The 20,952-nt window shown below is 57.6% G+C and carries 25 protein-coding genes; 7 read left to right on the forward strand and 18 right to left on the reverse strand.

Translation table 11 applies throughout. The features are described 5' to 3' along the window. The 3 genes from tdh (at position 1) to ACRZ96_RS18260 (ending at position 2,802) form a co-directional block, all read left to right on the forward strand. Entirely contained in the window at positions 1-1,029 is a 1,029-nt protein-coding gene (gene tdh, locus ACRZ96_RS18250) for an L-threonine 3-dehydrogenase (RefSeq protein ID WP_480707599.1), read from the forward strand. Between the two features lie 63 nt (positions 1,030-1,092). Continuing rightward, positions 1,093-1,968 carry a tryptophan 2,3-dioxygenase gene (locus tag ACRZ96_RS18255; RefSeq protein WP_170515673.1) on the forward strand — a complete coding sequence of 292 codons (876 nt, stop codon included), beginning with the start codon at positions 1,093-1,095 and terminating at the stop codon, positions 1,966-1,968. A gap of 3 nt (positions 1,969-1,971) precedes the next feature. Next, positions 1,972-2,802 carry an alpha/beta hydrolase gene (locus ACRZ96_RS18260; RefSeq protein WP_170395361.1) on the forward strand — a complete coding sequence of 277 codons (831 nt, stop codon included), beginning with the start codon at positions 1,972-1,974 and terminating at the stop codon, positions 2,800-2,802. Between the two features lie 59 nt (positions 2,803-2,861). On the opposite strand, the gene infB is transcribed toward ACRZ96_RS18260, so the two are convergent. The 6 genes from infB to pip form a co-directional block, all read right to left on the reverse strand. Then, positions 2,862-5,336, reverse strand: a complete 2,475-nt coding sequence (infB, locus tag ACRZ96_RS18265) for a translation initiation factor IF-2 (RefSeq protein WP_170395359.1) — start codon at positions 5,334-5,336, stop codon at positions 2,862-2,864. Positions 5,337-5,344: 8 nt separating this feature from the next. Then, on the reverse strand, positions 5,345-5,968 hold the full coding sequence (locus ACRZ96_RS18270; protein ID WP_170395356.1) for an RNA-binding protein: 624 nt from the start codon (positions 5,966-5,968) through the stop codon (positions 5,345-5,347). 22 nt (positions 5,969-5,990) lie between these two features. Next, the gene (gene nusA / locus ACRZ96_RS18275) at positions 5,991-7,604 is read right to left on the reverse strand and encodes a transcription termination factor NusA (protein ID WP_170423355.1); all 1,614 of its coding nucleotides are present in this window, start codon (positions 7,602-7,604) and stop codon (positions 5,991-5,993) included. After that, complete coding sequence (rimP, locus tag ACRZ96_RS18280; protein ID WP_010442531.1) at positions 7,604-8,194, reverse strand: ribosome maturation factor RimP; 591 nt, start codon at positions 8,192-8,194, stop codon at positions 7,604-7,606. Before rimP ends, nusA begins: the two co-directional genes overlap by 1 nt. 160 nt (positions 8,195-8,354) lie before the next feature. Next, positions 8,355-9,167 carry an ABC transporter substrate-binding protein gene (locus ACRZ96_RS18285; protein ID WP_170734142.1) on the reverse strand — a complete coding sequence of 271 codons (813 nt, stop codon included), beginning with the start codon at positions 9,165-9,167 and terminating at the stop codon, positions 8,355-8,357. Continuing rightward, on the reverse strand, positions 9,164-10,141 hold the full coding sequence (pip, locus tag ACRZ96_RS18290) for a prolyl aminopeptidase (protein ID WP_170734143.1): 978 nt from the start codon (positions 10,139-10,141) through the stop codon (positions 9,164-9,166). Before pip ends, ACRZ96_RS18285 begins: the two co-directional genes overlap by 4 nt. A gap of 48 nt (positions 10,142-10,189) precedes the next feature. On the opposite strand from pip, the gene ubiG reads away from it, so the two are divergent. After that, positions 10,190-10,936 carry a bifunctional 2-polyprenyl-6-hydroxyphenol methylase/3-demethylubiquinol 3-O-methyltransferase UbiG gene (gene ubiG / locus ACRZ96_RS18295; protein WP_480707579.1) on the forward strand — a complete coding sequence of 249 codons (747 nt, stop codon included), beginning with the start codon at positions 10,190-10,192 and terminating at the stop codon, positions 10,934-10,936. A gap of 71 nt (positions 10,937-11,007) precedes the next feature. On the opposite strand, the gene ACRZ96_RS18300 is transcribed toward ubiG, so the two are convergent. Genes ACRZ96_RS18300 through ACRZ96_RS18320 form a run of 5 tightly spaced genes read right to left on the reverse strand, consistent with a single transcriptional unit; the run spans position 11,008 to position 14,030 of the window. Continuing rightward, complete coding sequence (locus ACRZ96_RS18300; RefSeq protein ID WP_480772282.1) at positions 11,008-11,697, reverse strand: hypothetical protein; 690 nt, start codon at positions 11,695-11,697, stop codon at positions 11,008-11,010. A 36-nt stretch (positions 11,698-11,733) separates the two neighbouring features. Then, positions 11,734-12,174 carry a MarR family winged helix-turn-helix transcriptional regulator gene (locus ACRZ96_RS18305; protein WP_170395340.1) on the reverse strand — a complete coding sequence of 147 codons (441 nt, stop codon included), beginning with the start codon at positions 12,172-12,174 and terminating at the stop codon, positions 11,734-11,736. Between the two features lie 14 nt (positions 12,175-12,188). Then, positions 12,189-13,019, reverse strand: coding sequence for a carbon-nitrogen hydrolase family protein (locus ACRZ96_RS18310; protein WP_170515687.1), 831 nt, complete (start codon positions 13,017-13,019; stop codon positions 12,189-12,191). After that, positions 13,019-13,276 carry a glutaredoxin 3 gene (gene grxC / locus ACRZ96_RS18315; protein ID WP_170395334.1) on the reverse strand — a complete coding sequence of 86 codons (258 nt, stop codon included), beginning with the start codon at positions 13,274-13,276 and terminating at the stop codon, positions 13,019-13,021. The genes ACRZ96_RS18310 and grxC overlap by 1 nt, the downstream gene beginning before the upstream one ends. A gap of 37 nt (positions 13,277-13,313) precedes the next feature. Beyond that, the gene (locus ACRZ96_RS18320; protein WP_480707598.1) at positions 13,314-14,030 is read right to left on the reverse strand and encodes a double zinc ribbon domain-containing protein; all 717 of its coding nucleotides are present in this window, start codon (positions 14,028-14,030) and stop codon (positions 13,314-13,316) included. Between the two features lie 28 nt (positions 14,031-14,058). Here ACRZ96_RS18320 and ACRZ96_RS18325 point away from each other — a divergent pair, with 28 nt between their 5' ends. Together ACRZ96_RS18325 and hemH are read left to right on the forward strand one after the other, a co-directional pair. Then, on the forward strand, positions 14,059-14,889 hold the full coding sequence (locus ACRZ96_RS18325) for a methyltransferase domain-containing protein (RefSeq protein WP_480772281.1): 831 nt from the start codon (positions 14,059-14,061) through the stop codon (positions 14,887-14,889). 55 nt (positions 14,890-14,944) lie between these two features. Then, positions 14,945-15,994 (forward strand): ferrochelatase, encoded by a 1,050-nt coding sequence (hemH, locus tag ACRZ96_RS18330; protein WP_480772280.1) that lies wholly within the window; start codon positions 14,945-14,947, stop codon positions 15,992-15,994. Positions 15,995-16,070: 76 nt separating this feature from the next. On the opposite strand, the gene ACRZ96_RS18335 is transcribed toward hemH, so the two are convergent. Then, positions 16,071-16,253 carry a hypothetical protein gene (locus ACRZ96_RS18335; RefSeq protein ID WP_010442520.1) on the reverse strand — a complete coding sequence of 61 codons (183 nt, stop codon included), beginning with the start codon at positions 16,251-16,253 and terminating at the stop codon, positions 16,071-16,073. Between the two features lie 139 nt (positions 16,254-16,392). Next, positions 16,393-16,992, reverse strand: a complete 600-nt coding sequence (locus tag ACRZ96_RS18340) for a L,D-transpeptidase (protein WP_170395325.1) — start codon at positions 16,990-16,992, stop codon at positions 16,393-16,395. A 169-nt stretch (positions 16,993-17,161) separates the two neighbouring features. On the opposite strand from ACRZ96_RS18340, the gene dalA reads away from it, so the two are divergent. Continuing rightward, entirely contained in the window at positions 17,162-17,677 is a 516-nt protein-coding gene (gene dalA, locus ACRZ96_RS18345; protein ID WP_255611997.1) for a divisome-associated lipoprotein DalA, read from the forward strand. Between the two features lie 69 nt (positions 17,678-17,746). Here dalA and ACRZ96_RS18350 read toward each other — a convergent pair whose 3' ends face one another. The 5 genes from ACRZ96_RS18350 to ACRZ96_RS18370 all read right to left on the reverse strand — a co-directional run bounded on the left by ACRZ96_RS18350 (position 17,747) and on the right by ACRZ96_RS18370 (position 20,948). After that, positions 17,747-18,211, reverse strand: coding sequence for a PTS sugar transporter subunit IIA (locus ACRZ96_RS18350; protein WP_170395318.1), 465 nt, complete (start codon positions 18,209-18,211; stop codon positions 17,747-17,749). Positions 18,212-18,270: 59 nt separating this feature from the next. Then, positions 18,271-18,834: a ribosome hibernation-promoting factor, HPF/YfiA family gene (hpf, locus tag ACRZ96_RS18355; protein WP_039541074.1), complete on the reverse strand. Its 564-nt coding sequence runs from the start codon at positions 18,832-18,834 to the stop codon at positions 18,271-18,273. A 252-nt stretch (positions 18,835-19,086) separates the two neighbouring features. Beyond that, positions 19,087-19,845, reverse strand: coding sequence for an LPS export ABC transporter ATP-binding protein (gene lptB / locus ACRZ96_RS18360; RefSeq protein ID WP_170395315.1), 759 nt, complete (start codon positions 19,843-19,845; stop codon positions 19,087-19,089). After that, positions 19,845-20,336, reverse strand: a complete 492-nt coding sequence (locus tag ACRZ96_RS18365) for an LptA/OstA family protein (RefSeq protein ID WP_255611996.1) — start codon at positions 20,334-20,336, stop codon at positions 19,845-19,847. The genes lptB and ACRZ96_RS18365 overlap by 1 nt, the downstream gene beginning before the upstream one ends. Positions 20,337-20,339: 3 nt before the next feature. Next, positions 20,340-20,948: an LPS export ABC transporter periplasmic protein LptC gene (locus ACRZ96_RS18370; RefSeq protein ID WP_170408672.1), complete on the reverse strand. Its 609-nt coding sequence runs from the start codon at positions 20,946-20,948 to the stop codon at positions 20,340-20,342. Positions 20,949-20,952: the final 4 nt, after the last annotated feature.

Genomic DNA, 20,952 nt, shown 5'->3' on the forward strand with positions numbered 1-20,952 from the left:
ATGAAAGCCCTTGAGAAATCCAAGCCCGAGGAAGGTCTGTGGATGGTGCAGGCCCCGGTACCCGAGATCGGCCCAGACGAGGTTCTGATCCGCATCAACAAGACCGGGATTTGCGGCACGGATATTCATATCTGGAACTGGGATGAATGGGCTGCGGCCACCGTGCCGATCCCGATGATCACCGGCCACGAGTTCGCGGGTGAAATTGTTGAATTGGGTCGCAACGTGACAGGGATGACGGTCGGCCAGCGCTGTTCAGGCGAGGGGCATCTGATCACCCCTGACAGCCGCCAGAGCCGTGCGGGCAAGTTCCACCTTGATCCCGGCACGCGCGGTATCGGTGTGAATGAACAGGGTGCCTTTGCGCAATACCTGAAACTGCCTGCCTTTAACGTGGTGCCCCTGCCTAACGACGTACCGGATGAGATCGGGGCGATCCTCGACCCGCTGGGCAATGCCGTGCACACTGCACTCAGCTTCGATCTGCTGGGCGAGGACGTATTGATTACTGGCGCAGGCCCTATCGGCATCATGGCCGCCGCCGTTGCCCGTCATGCCGGTGCCCGGCATGTAGTGATCACCGATATCAACCCCGACCGCCTGAAACTGGCCGAACACGTGGTACCAACGGTACGCACAGTTGATGTGTCCAAAGAGGATCTGCAGGATGTCATCGCGGAACTGGCCATGACTCAGGGCTTTGATGTCGGGCTTGAAATGTCGGGCTCGCAAGCCGCGCTGGACCAGATGGTTGAAGCGCTGGTTATGGGTGGCAAGATCGCACTGTTGGGGATTCCGCCCGGAAAATCTCCGGTGGACTGGTCGCGCATCGTGTTCAAAGCTATCACCATCAAGGGTGTCTATGGGCGCGAGATGTTCGAGACCTGGTACAAGATGATCGCCATGTTGCAGAACGGGCTGGATGTCAGCCGCGTAATCACCCACCAGTTCGCGGTCGATGACTTTGCCCAGGGATTCAAGGCCATGAAATCCGGTCAATCAGGCAAGGTGGTTCTGGACTGGACCTAACGCTCTGGAACCGTGCGGGTTTTGTCCCTAAACAGGGATAAACCCGCGCGTCTGGAGGAGCACATGGGCGACAAAGACAGGTATACAGAACGGGGAATCGAAGAGTCTCTGGTCACCGATTTCACAGAAACTCACCGCAAAAGCTATGGGGATTTTCTGCAACTTAAGACTCTGCTGAACCTGCAAAAGACCTTTCAGGACCCGGCCCAACCTGATGAGATGTTGTTCATCATCATTCATCAGGTCAGCGAACTGTGGCTGAAACTGATGCACCATCAACTTGTCGAAGTCCGCCGGTTCTTGCAGCAGGACGATTTCGGTCCGGCGATGAAGAACCTCGACCGGATCAAGGCGATCCAACGGCAATTGATCGCCGCGTGGGAGACGCTACTGACTATGACTCCCGCGGACTACATGACGTTTCGAGACGCATTAGGCAGTTCGTCAGGCTTTCAAAGCTATGGCTATCGCCAAATCGAGTTCATTCTGGGCAACAAAGATCCCGCGACCCTGAAAGTGCATGCGCATGACCCAGAAGTGATGGAGATGCTGAACGCGGCTCTTACCAAACCCTCGCTCTATGACGAAGTGCTGCGGATGCTGGCCCGGCAAGGGTTTGACGTGCCGCATGATCTGATCGAGCGGGATTACGCAAAGCCCTACTCCGGCGATCCGCGTATCGTCAAAATCTGGGTCGAAGTGTTCCGCAACACGGAGCAATACTGGGATCTTTACGCGCTGGCCGAAAAACTGATGGATGTGGAATCTCTGTTCCAGAGGTGGCGATTCGATCATGCAACCGCGGTTGAGCGCGTGATCGGAATGCAGCCCGGAACGGGTGGATCTAGCGGCGTGGCCTTCCTGCGCAAAGCGCTGGAGTTGCGGTTTTTCCACGACCTCTACGACGTGCGAACCGAACTGATGTATACTGGGGAATAGGCCATGCTGTATCGCGGATTCACCCAAGAAGAGCTTGAGCAGGAGTATTCCCCTAGCTCAATGATTGGCGGTGATCTGACGCCATATCTAGCCAGCTATTCTGCCCTCAGCGCACAGGCACGGTCTGAAATTAGGATGCACGAAAACCGTTCCTATGGCGACAGCCCGACGCAAGTTCTAGATTTCTTCCCCGCACCTGGCGCCAACGCGCCTTTGCATGTCTTTATTCATGGTGGCTATTGGCAGGCGCTTAGCCAGCGTGAGTCGGCCCCTATGGCACCGGTATTGCATGAGAACGGGCAAGCCTTTGCCACGCTGAATTATACGCTCGCCCCCGATGCCAGATTGGGGCAGATGGTCGACGAATGCCGTACCGCCTTGTTGTGGCTCGCGTCACAGGCCGAAACACTGGGTTTTGATCCATCAAACATCACACTTTCAGGCCATAGTGCAGGCGCCCATCTGGTCGCGATGGTCATGGCGACGTCTTCAAAGGCGTTTGCGCAGACCGGTCTGCGGGTACGTAATGTGATCCTGATCAGCGGGGTATATGACCTTGTCCCGATAAGCCTGACATCGGTGAATGATCCACTGCAGCTGACCAAGGTCGAGGTTCACGATCTCTCACCCTGCCTCAACCTGCCCGCACCGGGACCGCGTTACAGGGTAACCGTCGCCGAGCGGGATACGCCCGAGTTCATCCGCCAAAGCCGTGACTATGCGGAATTGCTGCGTAAGGCCGGACATTCGGTAAGTTTCGATCTGCAGAAGGGCAAGCATCACTTCGACATCATCATGCCATCGGGCACGTTTCTGTCGTCGCGCACGGACTAACCTAAATGAAAACAGCGGCCTAGTGGGGCCGCTGTTTCAAGTTTCTTTCTAGATCCGGATCAGTCCAGCGTACGCGTGACCTCTTCGCGTTCGAAAATCTCGATCACGTCGCCGGCGCGAATATCGTCGTAATTCTCGAACGCCATACCGCATTCCTGACCCGATTGAACTTCGGCCACTTCATCCTTGAAACGCTTGAGGGTCTTCAGCGTGCCTTCGTGGATCACCACGTTGTCGCGCAGCAGGCGTACGCCAGCCGAGCGGCGGGCAACACCTTCGGTGACCAGACAGCCAGCAACTTTGCCGACGCCGGTAACCTTGAAGACCTCTTTGATCTCGGCGTAACCGATGAACTTTTCGCGAATCTCGGCGCTCAGCAGGCCCGATGCGGCTGCTTTCACGTCATCAACCAGATCGTAGATCACCGAGTAATACCGGATCTCGACGCCTTTCTGGTTGGCGGTGTTCCGCGCCGATGCGTTCGCACGCACGTTGAAGCCAAAGATCGGTGCACCGGAGGCTTCGGCCAGGCCGACATCCGTCTCGGTGATCGCACCAACACCCGAGTGAAGAACGCGTACGCGCACTTCGTCGTTGCCGATCTTCTCCATCGCCTGAACGATGGCTTCGGCAGAGCCCTGCACATCCGCTTTCATCAGAATAGGCAGCTCGGTGACGTTTTCGTCTTCCTTCGCCTTCTGCATCAGCTGTTCAAGGGTGGTCGCGGCACCAGCAGCGGCGCGTTTGTCCTTGGCGGCTTGCTCACGATAAGCAGCGATCTCACGGGCCTGCGCTTCGGTCTCGGTCACGTTCAGAACGTCACCTGCTTCGGGCGTGCCGTTGAGACCCAGAACCTCGACCGGAACTGAGGGGCCAGCTTCTTTGACACGGTCGCCCTTGTCGTTGATCAGCGCACGGACCTTACCGTACTGCTCACCCACAACGAAGATATCGCCCTGACGCAGCGTGCCGTTCTGAACCAGAACGGTGGCGACGGGACCACGGCCCACATCCAGCTGCGCCTCGATCACGGCACCTTGGGCGGCGCGATCTGGGTTGGCTTTCAGTTCCAGAATCTCGGCCTGCAGTGCAATGGCTTCCAGCAATTCGTCCAGACCCTGACCAGTCATGGCCGAGACCTCAACGTCCTGAACCTCACCCGACATCTTCTCGACGATCACTTCGTGCTGCAGCAAGTCAGTGCGGACTTTGTCGGGATTCGCGTCGGGCTTGTCGATCTTGTTGATCGCCACGATCATCGGCACTTCGGCCGCTTTGGCGTGGTTGATCGCCTCAATCGTCTGCGGCATCACCGCGTCATCAGCGGCGACAACCAGAACCACGATATCCGTGACCTGAGCCCCGCGCGAGCGCATTGAAGTAAAGGCCGCGTGGCCCGGTGTATCCAGGAAGGTCAGCGTGGTGCCACCATCGGTTTTCACCTGATAGGCGCCGATATGCTGGGTGATGCCACCAGCTTCGCCGGCAACAACACGCGCGTCGCGGATCGCATCCAGCAGCGAGGTCTTACCATGGTCAACGTGACCCATGATGGTGATGACCGGCGGACGGGGCTGCAGATCGTCATCGCTGTCTTCGACCTCTTTGATGACGTCTTCAACATCCGAATCAGAGACACGCGTGACCTTGTGGCCAAATTCTTCGATGATCAGTTCAGCGGTGTCAGCGTCGATGGTCTGGTTCTGCGTGACCATCATGCCCATCTGCATCAGCGATTTGACAACGTCAGCGACACGCTCGGCCATACGGTTGGCCAATTCCGAGACCATGATCGCCTCGGGCAGCTGAACGTCGCGGATCACCTTTTCCCGCTCGACCGTGCCGCCCATGGCCTTCTGGCGCGCACGCTCCTGCTTGCGTTTCATCGCGGCCATCGAGCGTTGGCGATTGCCTTCGCCGCCAGTGGCCTGACCAAGTGTCAGCTTGCCCGAGCGGCGGTTGTCGTCACGGCCCTTGCCACGGCCACGCTGCTCACGCTCGCGATCCTGCTTGCGCGGTGCAGCAGCAGGTGCAGGCTTGCTGGATGGGCTGCGCGCGGCTTTGGGCTCGGCGGGTGCCGGGGCTGCGGCAGCACGCTGGGCTGCTTCCTCGGCCTCTTTACGCTTGCGTTCTTCCTCTTCGGCCTTGGCACGGGCACGCTCTTCAGCTTCACGCTGCTCGCGTTCCTTGGCCTCTTGTTCGGCCCGGCGGCGTGCGCGTTCTTCTTCGCGCGCCTTTTCCTGCGCCTCACGGGCAGCGGCCTCTTCAGCCTCGCGCGCTTTGGCGGCTTGCAACGCCTTCATACGACGCGCCATTTCCGCATCGGAAATACCCGCTGGGCGACGCGAAGGATCACCCGAAGGTGTCGCACCACCACTTGGTTTGGTCGCGCCCGGCTTGGGTACGACCACGCGTTTGCGTTTGGTCTCCACCACGACATTCTTGGTGCGTCCGTGGCTGAAACTCTGTTTCACATTTCCGGGGCGTGCCCCGCCACGAAGACCCAATGTCTTTTTGCCGTCACTATCGCTCATAAAGCTTCTTACCCTTCCGAGCGGCCCTTGCCGCCGTCATCCTTTTCGCGCAAGCCACGCAGGCGCTGCGCTTCCTCTACAACACGTTTGGCGAGTCCGCCAGAGGCCAAGGCCGCATGAATCACGGTTTGGCGCCCAAATGCCGCCCCAAGCTCGTCTGCGGTCAGCCAGCCGATGTATTTCCCGAAGTGCGGCGTGCTGAGTTTCGACTTGCCGCGCCCCGATCCGTCTGAGGCCTGAATCAGAACCTGGGCCTCTTCCCGGTCCAGCCAAGACTTGACCTTTTCATACCCGGCGACCGCATCTCCGGATTTGCGCGCCAGACTGATCAGTTCGATCACACGACGCGCCACCTGTTTCTCGACCTCATCGGTCAGGTCCTTGGCGGCACTCACCTGTGCCTTAAACCCGCGCGAGAACAGTTTCTTGTTCACCGCCTTGTCCAGCGCCGCACGATCCGCCGCCACGTAAACCCCACGCCCCGGCAATTTCGCCGCGACATCGGGAAAGACCTGACCATCCGGCCCCGTCACAAAGCGGATCAAGCCATATTTGGGCTGAACCTCGCCCGTGGCGATGCACTTGCGTTCAGGGCCTTCCGACCGATCCTTATGGACGCCACCGCGACCCATGTCAGCCACCCGAGGCCTGAGATCAGGCCTCGACCTCCTCATCGGTTGCTTCGCCGTCTTCTTCGGCCTGCTCCAGCTCGGCCGGATCAACCCAGCCCAGCATGATGCGCGCGGTCATGACCAGATCCTGCGCTTCTTCCAGCGTCACGCCGAAGGGCTCCAGTACACCATCATCTTTGATGCGTTCGCCATCGACCGTGGTCCAGCCACCGGCCAGTTCCCAGTCGGCGCAGGTTGCGAAGTCTTCCAGAGTCTTCACATCATCCTTGGCCAGCGCCTCTACCATCTGGGGTGTCAGGCCCTCGAATTCAATAAGACTGTCCTCGGCACCCAGCGCACGGGCTGCATCCAGCGCCGCCTTGGCCTGAGCTTCCAGGAATTCGCGTGCACGTGTCTGAAGTTCTTGCGCGGTACCTTCATCCACACCGTCGATGACCAGCAGTTCGTCGATTTCAACGTATGCCACTTCTTCGAGGTTGGTGAAGCCTTCAGAAACCAGCAGCTGAGCGAAGAATTCGTCCAGATCCAGCGTTTCCATGAACAACTGGGTACGAGCCTCGAATTCTTTCTGACGGCGCGCCGATTCTTCGGCTTCGGTCATGATGTCGATGTCCAGATTGGTCAGCTGGCTGGCCAGACGCACGTTCTGACCACGACGGCCAATGGCGAGGCTCAGTTGCTCCTCGGGAACCACAACTTCGATCTTGCCGGCTTCTTCGTCCAGAACCACCTTTGAAACTTCGGCGGGCTGCAGAGCGTTGACAAGGAAAGTCGGCTGATCTTCGTTCCACGGAATGATGTCGATCTTTTCGCCCTGCAGCTCGTTCACAACGGCCTGCACGCGGCTGCCGCGCATACCAACACAAGCGCCGACGGGGTCAATCGAGCCGTCATAAGAAATCACGGCAATCTTGGCGCGCGAGCCGGGATCACGAGCAACGGCCTTGACCTCGATGATGCCGTCATAGATTTCCGGTACTTCCATCTTGAACAGCTCAGCCATGAATTCCGGCGCAGTGCGCGACAGGAATATCTGGTGGCCACGAACCTCGCGGCGGACTTCCTTGATGTAGGCACGCACACGGTCGTTCGGGCGATAGCTTTCGCGACCGATCTTGTCATTGCGGCGCAGAACAGCCTCGGCACCGCCCAGATCGACGATCACATTGCCGAACTCTTCACGCTTGACCGCACCGTTGATGATGGTGCCTGCACGATCCTTGAATTCTTCGTACTGACGATCACGCTCGGCTTCGCGAACCTTTTGCAAGATGACCTGCTTGGCGGACTGAGCAGCGATACGGCCCATTTCCACGGGCGGGACTTCTTCAACGAAGACGTCACCAACCTCTGGCGCCTCCATGTACTGCTTGGCCTGCTCGACGGTCATCTCGGCCTGATAGTTCTCAAGCTCTTCATCCTCGACCACGGTGCGGACACGGGTAAAGGTCGCCTTGCCGGTCTTGCGGTCGATGCTGACGCGGATGTCCATCTCGGCGCCGTAACGGCTCTTGGCGGCACGGGCGAGCGATTCTTCCATCGCTTCGACAACCAGACCGGGGTCGATCATCTTTTCGCGGGCCACGGCCTCGGCGGTCTGCAGCAGCTCCAGCTGGTTGGCTGAGGTGATTGCCATCAGTTCGTCTCCTCTTCGGACCCTTCGGTCTCAATCTCGTCGAAAGCGTTTTCGTTCAGGGCACCAGCGTCTTTGCGCTGGCGCAGCATTTCCTTGATCAGGTCATCGGTCAGAACCAGCTTGGCGTCGCTCAGCCAGTCAAATTGCAGACCGATGGTAATGGTCTCGTCTCCCTCGGGGATGTTGATCAGAACCTCATCCCCTTCGATCCCGGCCAATTCGCCCTTGAAGCGGCGGCGACCGTCGATCAGTTCTGCGGTTTCGATCTTGGCCTCATACCCTTCGAACGTCTCAAAATCTTTGAGACGGGTCAGAGGACGGTCAATTCCAGGGCTGGAAACTTCAAGCGTGTAGGCGTCCAAAATGGGGTCTTCGACATCCAGCGTGGCGCTGACCGCATTGGAAATCTCGGCGCAGTCATCCACTTCGATTCCGCCATCGGGCTTGTCTGCCATTATCTGCATCGTGGTGGTCTTGCCGCTCATCAGCCGAATGCGAACAAGCTCATACCCCAGATCCTCGATCACAGGGGTGATGATCTCGGCCAGTCGCCGGTCGATGGCAGCTTTGGCTATCAGGTCGTTTGTCATTCAGGTTCTCTACCCTGTTATCGGGCACAAAAAAACGGGCGCGCGGCCCGTCGAATTTTCCGGTGGAGCCCCGGACCAGAAGTCCGACGCGCCGCTGTTGCAACTGCATATACGCAGGAGTTCCTGAGTCTGCAACCCCCGGCGCAAATCGTGATCAAATTTACGCCAGCCACCACCGTTCGGCGATGCGCCCATCATCCAGCGCAGCCCGGCTGATCTGGCGCGGCATACCGACATGAGAGGCCATTGCCAACGCCATCTCGGCCTCAGACGGATGAAATCGCAGCCCGCGTTGCGCGGTTAGCTCCTCACCAGCCGGGAGCGCTGCGATATCTACATATCCATCGCGCAATGCTTCGGCCCGCACCCCGGCGTCCGGGATCACGATAATCTCAAGCGTATCGACCCATCCTGCCGTTCCGCTTTTGTAGTGATTGGACACCCTGCGTGCGCGGAAATGACGTTCATCCTCGGCCCGCTCAACCCGGTAGCATCCTGTGCCGTTGGCCAGAGCCAGTGGCGTCACGCCCCCTCGCGCAATGACAAACCGTGACCCAGCCAGCAAGAATGGTAGTCCCGGGTTGCCCTCAGCCAATTGCAACTGCACACGATCAGGTGCAATGGCCTCGGCCTGACCAATATCTTCCAGTACAGCTAGAACATCGTTCACGTCCAGCTTGGTGCCATCGTGGAACACAGCATCATCGCGCAGATCAAAGTTCCAGACCCGCGCATCAGCATCTGTCTGCCAATTTGTAGCCAGCTCTCCGCGCAGGGTACCATCGGGCGCGATCTCGGTCAGGCTGTCAAAGACTGCGCCCCGAGCCACCTGTTCCAGACTGTTGTCGCGTGGCACCGCCAGCCGCAAGGTGCCACCCTGTTTCGGCGTATCGGCCAGAGACGCTCCTGTCGCCGCCAGCAAAGCGGCGGCGGCGCCCGAGGCAAATAATGCGCGACGGTCGATGCGAGTCATACCGTTTCCTCCGACACGCGATCCATGATCCGAACCAGTTCCGCGCTGATGCCCGGTTCTGACAGGGCGTGACCGGCCTGCCGCACCATCTTCAGTTCGACATTGGGCCAGCGCTCGGACAGGTTCCATGCAGCCTGCGGTGGGCAGATCATGTCATAGCGTCCCTGAACGATATGACCGGGAATATGGGCAATCCGGTCCATCTGATCCAGAATTTGCCCGTCATACTCAAGAAACGCCTTGTTCGTGAAATAGTGATTCTCAAGCCGCGCAAAAGTTCGCGCGTATTCGCCGGGGCTTTCCCCGACCGACCCGTTGGTGTGGATCGAGGCCAAAGCGTTTTCCCAATGTGACCAAGCGCGAGCATACAGGATCTCGGTCGCGCGGTCGCCCGAAAACAGGCGCTTGTTGTAGGCCGCAATTGCGTCATTTACTTCATGTTCGGGCAAGAGAGAGGTGAACTTGGCCCATTGTTCAGGCCAGAATTTGCCCGCACCACCGCCATAAAACCAGTCCAGCTCGGCCTGTGTGGCCAGAAACACGCCGCGCAATACCAGCCGATTTACCCGATCTGGATGTGTTTGGGCATAGATCAATGCCAGTGTCGCGCCCCAGCTGCCGCCAAAGACGATCCAATCTTCGATGTCGAACAATTTGCGCAGACGCTCGATATCCGCCACCAGATGCCATGTCGTGTTGTTTTCGACCGACGCGGTTGGCCGCGACCGGCCACATCCGCGCTGATCAAAGAGAATCACCCGATAGGCATCCGGATTGAAATAACGTCGCATCGCCGGGCTGCAGCCGCCGCCCGGCCCACCATGCAGGATCACCACCGGAATCCCGTTGGGATTACCGCATTGTTCCACATATATACGGTGCCCATCGCCCATATCGACCACGCGCTGATCGAATGGATCGATCGGCGGGTACAGATATTGAACTGCGCGCTTTTGGTCCGGGTACTTGTCCATTATGGCCCTATATAGTCCTTAAGCGTAAAAGAGCACACGGAGACAGGAATGCAAGCGCATCCGAACACAGTGGACCCGTCAGAGATCGCAAAATTCGAAGCGATGGCCGCAGAATGGTGGGACCCGCATGGGAAATTCAAACCTCTGCACATGCTGAATCCGTGTCGTCTGGATTATATCACACAGCAGATCGCAGGTGAGTTTGACCGTGATCTCAAAGTCGCGAAGCCATTCGAGGGCCTACGCCTTCTCGATATCGGCTGCGGCGGAGGGTTGCTGAGCGAACCCATGTCCCGCCTTGGGGCCGAAGTCGTCGGCGCCGACGCTGCTGAGGGCAACCTGCCCGTCGCGCGCATCCATGCCGAACAATCGGGCCTGCAGATCGACTACCGCCACACGACCGCCGAGGATATGGCCGCCGCAGGTGAACAGTTCGACGTCGTGCTGAACATGGAGGTGGTCGAGCATGTGGCCGACCCGTTGGGTTTCCTGACTGCATCGCAACAACTTCTGAAACCCGGCGGGTTGCTGATCTGCTCCACCATCAACCGCAATCCGAAATCCTATGCCATGGCCATTTTCGGGGCCGAGGTCGTCATGCGTTGGCTGCCCCGCGGCACGCATGAGTGGAACAAGTTCATCACACCCGATGAACTGTTCGACCTGCTGCGCCAGGCCGGGCTGGACCCGGTGGACCGTAAGGGGTTCGTTTTCAACCCGATCCTGTGGAGCTGGTCGATCTCGGACCGGGATTTGAGCGTGAATTACGTGACGGCGAGTGTGAAGCCTAGGTAGGATGGGTTTTCAACCCATCTTGCAAGCGTTTTCGATCTTAAGCGATGGGTTAAAACCCATCCTACGCTTGATTATTTTACGGCTAAACGGTGAAGGTAAAACGCTGAGGCAAAACCAGCTTCGTCCAACGAGCGTTTGAGACGCCCATTTAGAAAAACGCGATGTGGTACGCCCGGGTCGCGCCAAATGTCGATCCCGGACGCCGCATCTGCATTGCAGACAACGTCCCCGGGCTTGGCATCCCTCCATTCAGGAAGTCGAAAAAGGTCATCCCGGTCGGGTCGGGCTCGTCGAAGACTTTTTGACTCAGCAATGTTCAGCGTGCCGGATTTGTTTGCGATCCACAGGATCGAGTAGTCCTGCTCAATCGGTGTGATCTTGTCTCTTTCGAACAGGTTGACGGGATAAAGCCCCCCTTGCCCTAATTCGAGATTTTTGAGGATATCAGCCACATCTGATCGGATCGCCAGAATTCCAAACAAAGTGATTACAGGAGAATACTTCCCGTAGTGAGGCTCAAAATCATGATCTTCAGGAGCAACCTCTTGAAAGAAATCCGGCAAGATATCCTGCTGCTCCAGCGGCTCCCCGTGGCGCTGCCAACGATACAGATTCGCATGATAACCTGATCCGGGTTGCCACCTGAAGGCCTTGAAGCGTTCACTTGGTTCTTCAGGAAAATCATCGGGGACAAGCGCCCGGAATGGCCTCTGCAGGTCCATCCCGACGGTAATGTCTGAAACCCAAATTTCATCCGTCATCTTTTACGATCCTTTGGCGCAGTTGGCGTAAAGCCCCTACTCCCCCTCCAACTGCAACCGCAAATCCCGTAGCACGGGCAGCGTGCTGCGCACCCGCTCCAGCCCCAGCTCTCCGACCACGCGGTTGATCAGCGGGGCAATCGAGGAAATCGCCTGATCGCGTGCGCGTCGGCCTGCGGGGCTGATGGCGACCATCTTGCGGCGGGCGTCGTCCCAGTCGGGGCGGATGTGGATATAACCGGCCCATTCCAGCTTGGCCAAAGTGTTGGTCATCGCCCCGCGCGTCACATGGAACGTGTTGGCAAGTTGCGCCGGGGTGCGCTCGTCGCCGACAAACACCAGATGGTTCAGCACCGAGAAATGCGAGATTTCCATGCCCTTGGGCAGCACCCGGCTCAGCCGGTTGCGCAATAGCTGATCGGCGGTCAGGATCTCGCTGAACAGCGTGACCGCAAGGGCATTTTTTTCGTCAGTCATGGTCCGGTTCTGGATCAGGGTCCGTCAAAGGGGCGGACATGTGTTAGTGAAGGCACGCGTCGTCGCGCCTCTGTAACAGACCTATCATCCAAATCAAAAAAGTGAATGCCCGGATCGGTGCCTGCGTCGATCAGCACCTCTCCCCACGGGGCGACAACCATACTGTGGCCGTGTGTATATCGCGTCTTGCCACGAGTTTTAGGGTGCTCACCCGTTTGTGCCGGAGCCAGCACCCAGCAGCCGGTCTCAATGGCCCGCGCGCGTAGCAGCGCTTCCCAATGGGCCGCACCAGTGACCGGCGAAAACGCCGCCGGGACAGTGAGAATCCGCGCGCCTGCCTGCGCCAAAGCGGCATACAGGTAGGGAAATCGAATATCATAGCAGATGGTCAGTCCGACTTTATCGAAATCGGTGTCGGCAATCACCGCTTTCTGACCGGGGCGGTAGTTCTTCGATTCGCGGAAGGTCTCGGATTCCGTGACCTGCACGTCGAACATGTGAATCTTATCATACCGCGCCACGATCTGCCCCTGCGGGTCGATCATGAAGCTACGGTTGGCAAAGCGGCCATCGGCATCATGCGTTTTGATCGCTAGTGAACCGATGAGCAGCCACACACCCAAATTGGCGGCCTGTTCGCCAAGGCCCGCCAGAGTGATATCGTCTTCTTCATGCTGCAAAACCTCGCGCTGCCGAGTGGTGCTGGTTGAGACGCAATTCGTGACTTCAGGCGTCAGAATGAACTGCGCACCTTGCGCAGCTGCATCGGCCATCATGGTTCGCACCATGTCCAGATTCTCGGTCGGATCATCCGACGCGGTGATCTGCAGCAAAGCGGTTTTCATCAAGCCGCCAGCAGGCGGTCCAGCTTGCCCTGACGTTCAAGCTCGTAAAGATCGTCGCACCCACCAACATGGGTGGTGCCCACAAAAATCTGCGGCACAGTGCGTTTTCCTGCCGCGCGCTGGATCATTTCAGGTTTGCGTTTCGGATGCATCAGCACGTCGATTTCCTTGAATTCGACGCCTTTCTGTTTCAACAACCGCTTGGCCGCATGACAAAAGCCGCACAGCGGCGAGGTGTAGATTTCTACCGGCTTCATATTCCGTCCCTTTGGGTTTCGCACATTCTTGGGCGAATTAGGCATCCTTGGCAACGCGCGCCAGTACCAACACGAAAATATGATTTGCCCCTGACGCGCGACAGACACGCGCGCAGGCGTCCAACGTCGCACCCGAGGTCATAACATCATCGACCAGAAGAATATCCCGGCCTCTGATCATGGGAGCACGTTTTCGGTGCAGGGATATGGCGTTGGACAACGCAAGGGATCGCTCAACCGCAGTTTTTCCGTCCAGAACAGGGGTGCGGACCGTGCGAACCAGAAGATCGGGGCAGACACTCAACCCCGTTTGCCGGCCCAGATGCTGCGCCAGAAGCGCCGATTGGTTGTAGCGACGCTTGATCAGCCGGGTCCAGTGCAGCGGTACCGGCGCGATCAATATGTTCGGGCGCAACAGCTCGTGCCCGGCTTGAGCCATCCAGCGTGCGGCAGGGCGGGCCAACTCAGGCCGATCCCCGTGCTTAAAGGCAAGTATGAGTGCCTTCGCGCGCCCCTGATACAGCAACGCTGCCCGACCATGCTGCCACGCGCGTGGTGCCCTGAGGCAGTCATCACATTCAATCCGGTGTCCGTCCTGCGCGCCGGGAAGTGGCATGCCGCAGCTTTCGCAGACGGTGCCACCGATGAACGGCGTGTCGCGCCAGCATGCGCCGCAGAGGCCGAAATCGGATTCGGTCAGTGCTCCGCAGGACAGGCAACGCGGTGGGTAGATCATCTCGACAGCGGTTTGCATCCCCTGACGAATGCGATACTTGCGGCTTATGAAGCTTCCGTCCGACACTACACCCTCTCTGTTTGACCGCGCCGTCCTTGCGCTTCACCGCAGCCGCGCGCGGGACGACGCGCTTTTCCTGCACCATGCCGCTGTCGACGAAGTGCAGGATCGTCTGTCCATGGTTAACAAAACCTTTCAGGCACCCGCCGTCGTGACGCCCTTCCCTCATATCTGGGAGGGGTTGTGGCCCGAGGCCCGGGTGATCAGGGATGAAGATGTTCTCGACCTAACTCCAGGAGAGCATGATCTCTTGATACATGCGATGGCACTGCATTGGGCAAACGACCCGGTCGGCCAACTGATCCAATGCCATCGCGCCCTAAAATCCGACGGATTGCTGTTAGCGGTATGTTTAGGAGGCGACACCCTAAAGGAATTACGCGCGGCCTTGGGTCAAGCCGAGATCGAGGTGACTGGCGGTCTCAGCCCCCGTATTGCTCCCATGGCCGAGCTTCGTGATCTGGGGGGGCTGCTGCAGCGGGCCGGGCTGGCTTTGCCCGTCGCCGACAAGGCGACACTGTCTGCGGAATACCGCGATCTGCTGCATCTGATGCGTGATCTGCGTGCAATGGGAGAAACCAATGCATTGGCCGATCGCCTGAAACACGCGACCCGACGTGCTGTTTTTGACAAAGCGGAAGACATCTATGCCGGACATTACAAATCGCCACAGGGCCGCCTGGCGGCAACATTTGAATTGATCTGTCTGACGGGCTGGGCCCCCGATGACAGCCAACCCAAACCTTTGCGTCCGGGATCCGCCAAGATGCGGCTGGCTGATGCGCTAGGTACGGATGAGGGCAAACTGCCCGATTGACGACCGGCCTTTTCCCTATATCTCAGGCCAGACACCACAAATCAGGAAGCTTTCAATGTTCGATGCCACTCGTCCAACCCATGCCCCTGCAGACCATCCCAAGGTCAAGATGGGCCGCGTCGGCATCCTGCTGGCTAATCTGGGAACTCCAGATGACTACAGTTATTGGCCTATGCGGCGGTATCTGAACGAGTTCCTGTCGGACAAGCGCGTGATCGACTACCCGGCGTGGAAGTGGCAGCCGATTCTGCAAAGCATCATTCTGACCAAGCGGCCTTTCAGTTCGGGTGAGGCGTACAAGTCAATCTGGAATCACGATAAGGGCGAAAGCCCGTTGATGACGATCACCAAAGATCAGACTGCCAAGCTGCGCGCAGCGATGCAGCAGCGGTATGGCGATCGGGTGATGCTGGATTTTTGCATGCGCTACGGCAATCCTTCAACTCCGTCGAAGGTCCGAGAGATGGTAGAAGAAGGCTGTGATCGCATCCTGTTCTTCCCGCTCTACCCGCAATACGCCGGTGCCACGACTGCTACAGCAAATGATCAGTTCTTCCGCGCGTTGATGAAAGAGACATGGCAGCCTGCCAGCCGAACTGTTCCGGCCTATTTCGACGAACCTGCCTATATCGATGCGTTGGCGCGCTCTGTCGAGCGCGCCTATGCAGATATGGAGACAAAACCGGATGTCCTGGTCTGCTCGTATCATGGGATGCCCCAGCGCTATTTGCAGCAAGGGGACCCATATCACTGCCAATGCGTGAAAACATCAAGGCTACTGAAAGAGCGTCTGGGATGGACGGATGATCAGCTGATCTCGACCTTTCAATCGCGCTTTGGACCGGAAGAATGGCTGAAGCCCTACACCGTCGATCACGTGGCTGATCTGGCGCGTCAGGGTAAGAAGAACATCGCCGTCATCGCACCTGCCTTCTCTGCCGATTGCATTGAGACGCTGGAAGAGATCAACGAAGAGATCAAAGAGAGCTTCGAAGAGGCAGGCGGTGAATCGTTCACCTATATCCCTTGCCTTAACGACGATGATTCGCATATCGCCGCGCTGAGCAAGGTGATCGAAGACAATCTGCGTGGTTGGTTAGACTAATCGCGCGCTTTCACCAGACACGAAAAAAGGCGGTGGTTTGCACCACCGCCTTTTAAGTGCATAAAGTCTCGTCGACTTAGCTTGCTGCAACAGCTGCGGCAACAACAACCAGCAGGATCAGCGGCAGGATGATGCCCTGCGACGAACCTTGGGTCTCTTCGACAACAACAGGTGCTTCAACAACCGGCTCTTCCAGGTTGCCAGCATATGCGGTCGAAGCAGCAGCGGTCAGAGCAGCAGCGAGAACGAGTTTCTTCATATTAACCTCCAGAATTTGCGCGATTCCCAATAGCGAAACCACGCATCTAAGACTTACCTCGTGAGTTTTTCTAATCAGCAATGCAGGCGGATTGCAATTGCAACTTGTCCCGCAAGCGGGTTCGTGCGCGAAAATGTCGTCAAATTAGCAACACTTGCGTGCCGACCTTAGCCATAGAAAACAGTTCGGCGATGTCATCGTTGAACAAGCCAATGCACCCGTTCGACGACCGGCGTCCAATTTTACGCGTATCGTGGGTGCCATGGATGCGATAATACTTCCAGCTCAGATATAAAGCGTGTGTTCCCAGCGGGTTATCAGGACCCGGCGGAATATAATCCGGCCATTCAGGGTTGCGCTTCTTCATCGATGGCGTCGGTGACCAGCTTGGGCCTTCCACCTTGCGAATGACACTGGTGCGTCCGCGACGGGTCAATTCCTCGGTCAGAGGCACCGAAGAGGGGTACAGTTTGTATACGGATTGATCATCTGACCAATAATGCAGCGCTCTGGATACGGTATCCACCAGAATGGCACCGTTTCTTGTGTTCGAAAAATAGGGCTGCCAGTCCAGCGCGCGGAATCCAGACACATTGCGGCGTACCGGAGCTTCCGGTTCCGGGGCGGGGCGTAGCGGGTCGCCCGGAATATACTGAGCCAACGCAGGCGAGGCCAAGCTGGCGGTTGCACCGGCCAGGAATCCCCGGCGCGTCGAAGTAAGAATATGTTTCTTGACCATGGAGATCGGTCCTCTGCTAACAGCAAATGCAAAATCTAAGGCATTTTATGGCCAGAATGCTTCAGTCGCAAATCAAACCGGCAGAATCACGCAAGGTTGGGGCATTGTAGGTTTGCTCCGGGCGGTCAAGCAGGCTATTTCCCTTCTCGACACAATATTTAGGCCGATCATGACACGTATTCTTTCTCTACTAGCGATTTGTTTTGTCGCACTTGCGGCATGTACCGATTCGGGCACATCCGCTATTGGCGCCGATGGCAGGCCGCTGCCATCCGTGTACAAAATTCGTGGCAACCCTGAAAAGCTGCAGTTTAGAATGCTGGATTCGGTGAATGCCTTGCGGCAGGCATCTGGCCTGCAACAGGTCCAATTGAACTCGCAACTGAATGCAGCTGCCGCCACTCATGCGAAAGACATGGCGCGACAGAATCGGCCATGGCATTTCGGTTCGGACGGTTCGTCTCCGTTGGATCGCGCGGCGCGCGCCGGTTACTTCGGTACATTCCTGGGTGAAGCGATCTCGGAAACCTTTGAGACCGAGACCGAAACGCTGGCCGCATGGATGCAGGAACCCGGTCCTCGTGCCGTGATCATGGACCCGCGCGCCACCCAGATGGGATTCGCCTGGCACCAAGAAGGCGGTGGCAAGATCTGGTGGACGCTGGAGATGGGATCCGGCGGCTGATCACGCCAGATAAAGAAACAAAAAAAGCCCCCGACAAATCGGGGGCTTTTTTGTTGATAAGTGGGCCAATCAGGCAGCTTGCATCGATTGCGCTTCAGTCAGAATGGCATACAGCTTTACCGGGTCAGGGTTGGCCCGCAGCTTGGCGCAGACCGATTGCTCGCGCAGCGTGCGCGAGACCAACGCCAGCGCCTTAAGGTGTTCAACCCCCGCCTCTTCTGGCGCAAACAGGGAAAACGCCAAATCGACCGGCTGACGATCGACCGAGCCGAAGTCGATGGGCTTTTCCAGCATGACAAACACACCCGAAACCGATTCTAGTTCGGAAAGCCGTGCGTGCGGAAGTGCAACACCATGTCCAACACCAGTTGGGCCAAGGCTCTCCCTCTCAAGCAGGCTGTCTACGATCGTCTGAGCATCCAGCCCAAGCGTCGCGGCGCCCACATCGCCAATTTCCTGAAACAAACGCTTCTTGCTGGAAGCAGCGGACAGTACACGCACCGCTTCTGGCTTTAGAATGCTCGAAAGCTCCATCATTTTGCTCCTAAGCCGTGCCCCCAGCTATTCGGGGGCAGGCCGATTAGTCTTGCCTGTTACGGATCGATCCAACCGATATTGCCGTCCTCGCGGCGATAAACGACATTCAATCCGTCCTTGTTCTCATTTCGGAACACCAGTACCGGAGCACCAGCGAGTTCCATCTGCATGACGGCTTCACCAACACTGAGCGATGGGATCTTGGTTTCCATCTCAGCCACGATCATAGGCTGCAGCGATTCGGGTTCGTCTGCCGTCTCCGATTCGTCAGAGGCGAGGATATAAGAGGACGCGCCAAAGAGTTCAACCGGCTCGGACCGATCCTTGTGGTGGTCTTTCAGGCGGCGCTTATAGCGTCGCAGTTGTGTCTCCATCTTGTCGCAGCAGCCTTCGAATGCCGCGTAAATCTCGGTCGCGTGCGCCTTGGCCTGTGCGGTCAGGCCGGTCGACAGATGCACGGTGGTTTCGCATACATATTCATGCGCCGAACGGGAAAAGACGACGTTGGCGTCTGTAGGCCGCTGGGCATATTTGCCCACGACCTCGCCCAGTTCGGTCTGCACATGGGTCTGCAGGGCCGCACCGATGTCGATCTGTTTTCCGCTGATTTGGTAACGCATGTGATCTCCTTCACAATTCACACCCATTCTGACGTCGCGTAACGCGACTGACTTGTTTTTATCGGGTGGGGGGTATCGGCATGTTCTGCGGTTGCCGTTGGCCCGGCCCTTCAACGAAGGGAGATCGAGATCCAGTTTGGAACCGAAGAAATGCCATATGCCAATTGAGCCAAGAGGTGAGGGAAGAGTCAATCAAAACAGGTGTGTATATACGTGATTTCCGTCATGCATCAGGCGCATCTCCGCACAACCTTATGAAATACGGAAGTTTTCACCCAGATAGACCCGGCGAACATTTTCGTTTTCGACAACTTCATCGGGCGTGCCTGACATCAAAACCTGGCCGTCATGCAAGATATAAGCCCGATCCACAATCTCCAGCGTTTCCCGGACGTTATGATCCGTGATCAGCACTCCGATGCCACGCTTTTTCAGATCGGCCACCAGATGCCGGATATCACCGACACTGATCGGGTCGACACCCGCAAATGGTTCGTCCAACAGCAGATATTTCGGATCGGCGGCCAGACAGCGCGCAATTTCGACCCGGCGGCGTTCCCCGCCGGACAATGCCAATGCAGGCGCTCGGCGCAGGTGTTCGATGGAAAAGTCCGATAGCAGCTCTTCCAGCCGCTCCTTGCGGCGATGGGCATGTTTAACCGTGATATCTAGAACCGAAGCGATGTTGTCTTCAACGCTCATCCCGCGGAAAATCGACATCTCCTGCGGCAGATATCCGATCCCCATCCGTGCACGACGATACATCGGCAGGGTCGTGACGCTCTGCCCATCAATCGTGACCGTGCCCGCTTCGGGGAAAACCAGACCGGCGACAGAATAAAAAGTGGTGGTCTTGCCCGATCCGTTCGGGCCTAGCAACGCCACGACCTCGGAGCGGTTCAATTCCATGGACACATCGCGAATGACGGTCTTCTTGCGATAAGACTTTCGTAGCTTTTCGATCTTCAGACCAGAAGAACCTTCAGCGATGGAGAGTTCGGGCCGGTTCATCAGTTGCCACCTTGTTGCAGAATGGTTTTGACACGCCCTGACATCGTCGCAGTTCCCGTCGTCAGATTTGCAATCATCTCGTCGCCGCTGATGATACTTGGGCCCTGCGTCAGCAACACGTTGCCCTTCATCTCAATCACGCCGGAGTCGATGGTGTATTCTGCCCAATCGCCCTCGGCTGCGTCGGGCGGACTGACCAGAACCACGTTTTCGGTGGCCTCCATCCGTTCGATGGCCGAGCGTTCTTCGTTATAGATGACAAGAACCCGGTCTGCCGTCAGGCGCATCTCACCCTGGATGACAATGACGTTGCCGATAAACTCGGCCGATCCATCTTCCTGATTCACGTTCAATGTCTCGGACGTCACCTCGACCGGCAGCGTCGGGTCGGCATTGACAGAGCCGAACGCCACCTGAGCCTCTTGTGCAGAAACAGGTGTGGCTCCGACAGCCACGGCTAGACACAAAAAGGCGACACGTAAATCGAACACAAGTTATCTTTCTGCTTTTTGCGGCTCATATATCAACTTCACGCCGCCTGTAAAAAGAATATGAACCGGACCGTCCTTTTTTTCGGTCCCAAACACCATTCTTCCGGCAGTAAAGTCGCCAATCGGACCGGTTCCGTCAATCTGGCCAGGGCTATCACCACGTATTTCATCCAGTGACGTATTCAACAGGTCGGTGGTGACCTGGATGCCGTCTCTGGTGGTGATGACCACATCCCCTGCAAACGTTGCAGTACCCTTGTCTGGCCTGATGATGCCTGTGTTGGATTCGAGTGTGATCTCGCCCCCATTGCTTAGTCCAAAGCGGCCCTGCACTTCGGCTGCCGTCGGTGTGTCGCCATCGCCACCCTGACTGGCCCTTCGGGCTTCGACGCGGATTTCCTCGCCCTTGCGGGTGACACCTTTATAGTCGGGCCGCGTGACCACCTGGTCTGTCAGCCGGTCGTCAATATCCTGATCACTGAACGGCACCGAGACATTGGTGTCGACGCTGCGAGAAAGAAGAAAGACAGAAGACAGCAACAAAATCGCCACAAGCGGTAGCAGTACCTTCAGGAACTGCACCCATCGGGAATGGCGATCAACTTCAGCCATCTTC

It is taken from the genome of Ruegeria sp. CF1 (genome assembly GCF_056537445.1).

Excerpts from the sequence above, each read along its gene's own strand:
- tdh (WP_480707599.1), top strand. The coding sequence starts at position 1 with ATGAAAGCCCTTGAGAAATCCAAGCCCGAGGAAGGTCTGTGGATGGTG.
- ACRZ96_RS18255 (WP_170515673.1), top strand. The coding sequence starts at position 1,093 with ATGGGCGACAAAGACAGGTATACAGAACGGGGAATCGAAGAGTCTCTG.
- ACRZ96_RS18260 (WP_170395361.1), top strand. The coding sequence starts at position 1,972 with ATGCTGTATCGCGGATTCACCCAAGAAGAGCTTGAGCAGGAGTATTCC.
- infB (WP_170395359.1), bottom strand. The coding sequence starts at position 5,336 with ATGAGCGATAGTGACGGCAAAAAGACATTGGGTCTTCGTGGCGGGGCA.
- ACRZ96_RS18270 (WP_170395356.1), bottom strand. The coding sequence starts at position 5,968 with ATGGGTCGCGGTGGCGTCCATAAGGATCGGTCGGAAGGCCCTGAACGC.
- nusA (WP_170423355.1), bottom strand. The coding sequence starts at position 7,604 with ATGGCAATCACCTCAGCCAACCAGCTGGAGCTGCTGCAGACCGCCGAG.
- rimP (WP_010442531.1), bottom strand. The coding sequence starts at position 8,194 with ATGACAAACGACCTGATAGCCAAAGCTGCCATCGACCGGCGACTGGCC.
- ACRZ96_RS18285 (WP_170734142.1), bottom strand. The coding sequence starts at position 9,167 with ATGACTCGCATCGACCGTCGCGCATTATTTGCCTCGGGCGCCGCCGCC.
- pip (WP_170734143.1), bottom strand. The coding sequence starts at position 10,141 with ATGGACAAGTACCCGGACCAAAAGCGCGCAGTTCAATATCTGTACCCG.
- ubiG (WP_480707579.1), top strand. The coding sequence starts at position 10,190 with ATGCAAGCGCATCCGAACACAGTGGACCCGTCAGAGATCGCAAAATTC.
- ACRZ96_RS18300 (WP_480772282.1), bottom strand. The coding sequence starts at position 11,697 with ATGACGGATGAAATTTGGGTTTCAGACATTACCGTCGGGATGGACCTG.
- ACRZ96_RS18305 (WP_170395340.1), bottom strand. The coding sequence starts at position 12,174 with ATGACTGACGAAAAAAATGCCCTTGCGGTCACGCTGTTCAGCGAGATC.
- ACRZ96_RS18310 (WP_170515687.1), bottom strand. The coding sequence starts at position 13,019 with ATGAAAACCGCTTTGCTGCAGATCACCGCGTCGGATGATCCGACCGAG.
- grxC (WP_170395334.1), bottom strand. The coding sequence starts at position 13,276 with ATGAAGCCGGTAGAAATCTACACCTCGCCGCTGTGCGGCTTTTGTCAT.
- ACRZ96_RS18320 (WP_480707598.1), bottom strand. The coding sequence starts at position 14,030 with ATGCAAACCGCTGTCGAGATGATCTACCCACCGCGTTGCCTGTCCTGC.
- ACRZ96_RS18325 (WP_480772281.1), top strand. The coding sequence starts at position 14,059 with ATGAAGCTTCCGTCCGACACTACACCCTCTCTGTTTGACCGCGCCGTC.
- hemH (WP_480772280.1), top strand. The coding sequence starts at position 14,945 with ATGTTCGATGCCACTCGTCCAACCCATGCCCCTGCAGACCATCCCAAG.
- ACRZ96_RS18335 (WP_010442520.1), bottom strand. The coding sequence starts at position 16,253 with ATGAAGAAACTCGTTCTCGCTGCTGCTCTGACCGCTGCTGCTTCGACC.
- ACRZ96_RS18340 (WP_170395325.1), bottom strand. The coding sequence starts at position 16,992 with ATGGTCAAGAAACATATTCTTACTTCGACGCGCCGGGGATTCCTGGCC.
- dalA (WP_255611997.1), top strand. The coding sequence starts at position 17,162 with ATGACACGTATTCTTTCTCTACTAGCGATTTGTTTTGTCGCACTTGCG.
- ACRZ96_RS18350 (WP_170395318.1), bottom strand. The coding sequence starts at position 18,211 with ATGGAGCTTTCGAGCATTCTAAAGCCAGAAGCGGTGCGTGTACTGTCC.
- hpf (WP_039541074.1), bottom strand. The coding sequence starts at position 18,834 with ATGCGTTACCAAATCAGCGGAAAACAGATCGACATCGGTGCGGCCCTG.
- lptB (WP_170395315.1), bottom strand. The coding sequence starts at position 19,845 with ATGAACCGGCCCGAACTCTCCATCGCTGAAGGTTCTTCTGGTCTGAAG.
- ACRZ96_RS18370 (WP_170408672.1), bottom strand. The coding sequence starts at position 20,948 with ATGGCTGAAGTTGATCGCCATTCCCGATGGGTGCAGTTCCTGAAGGTA.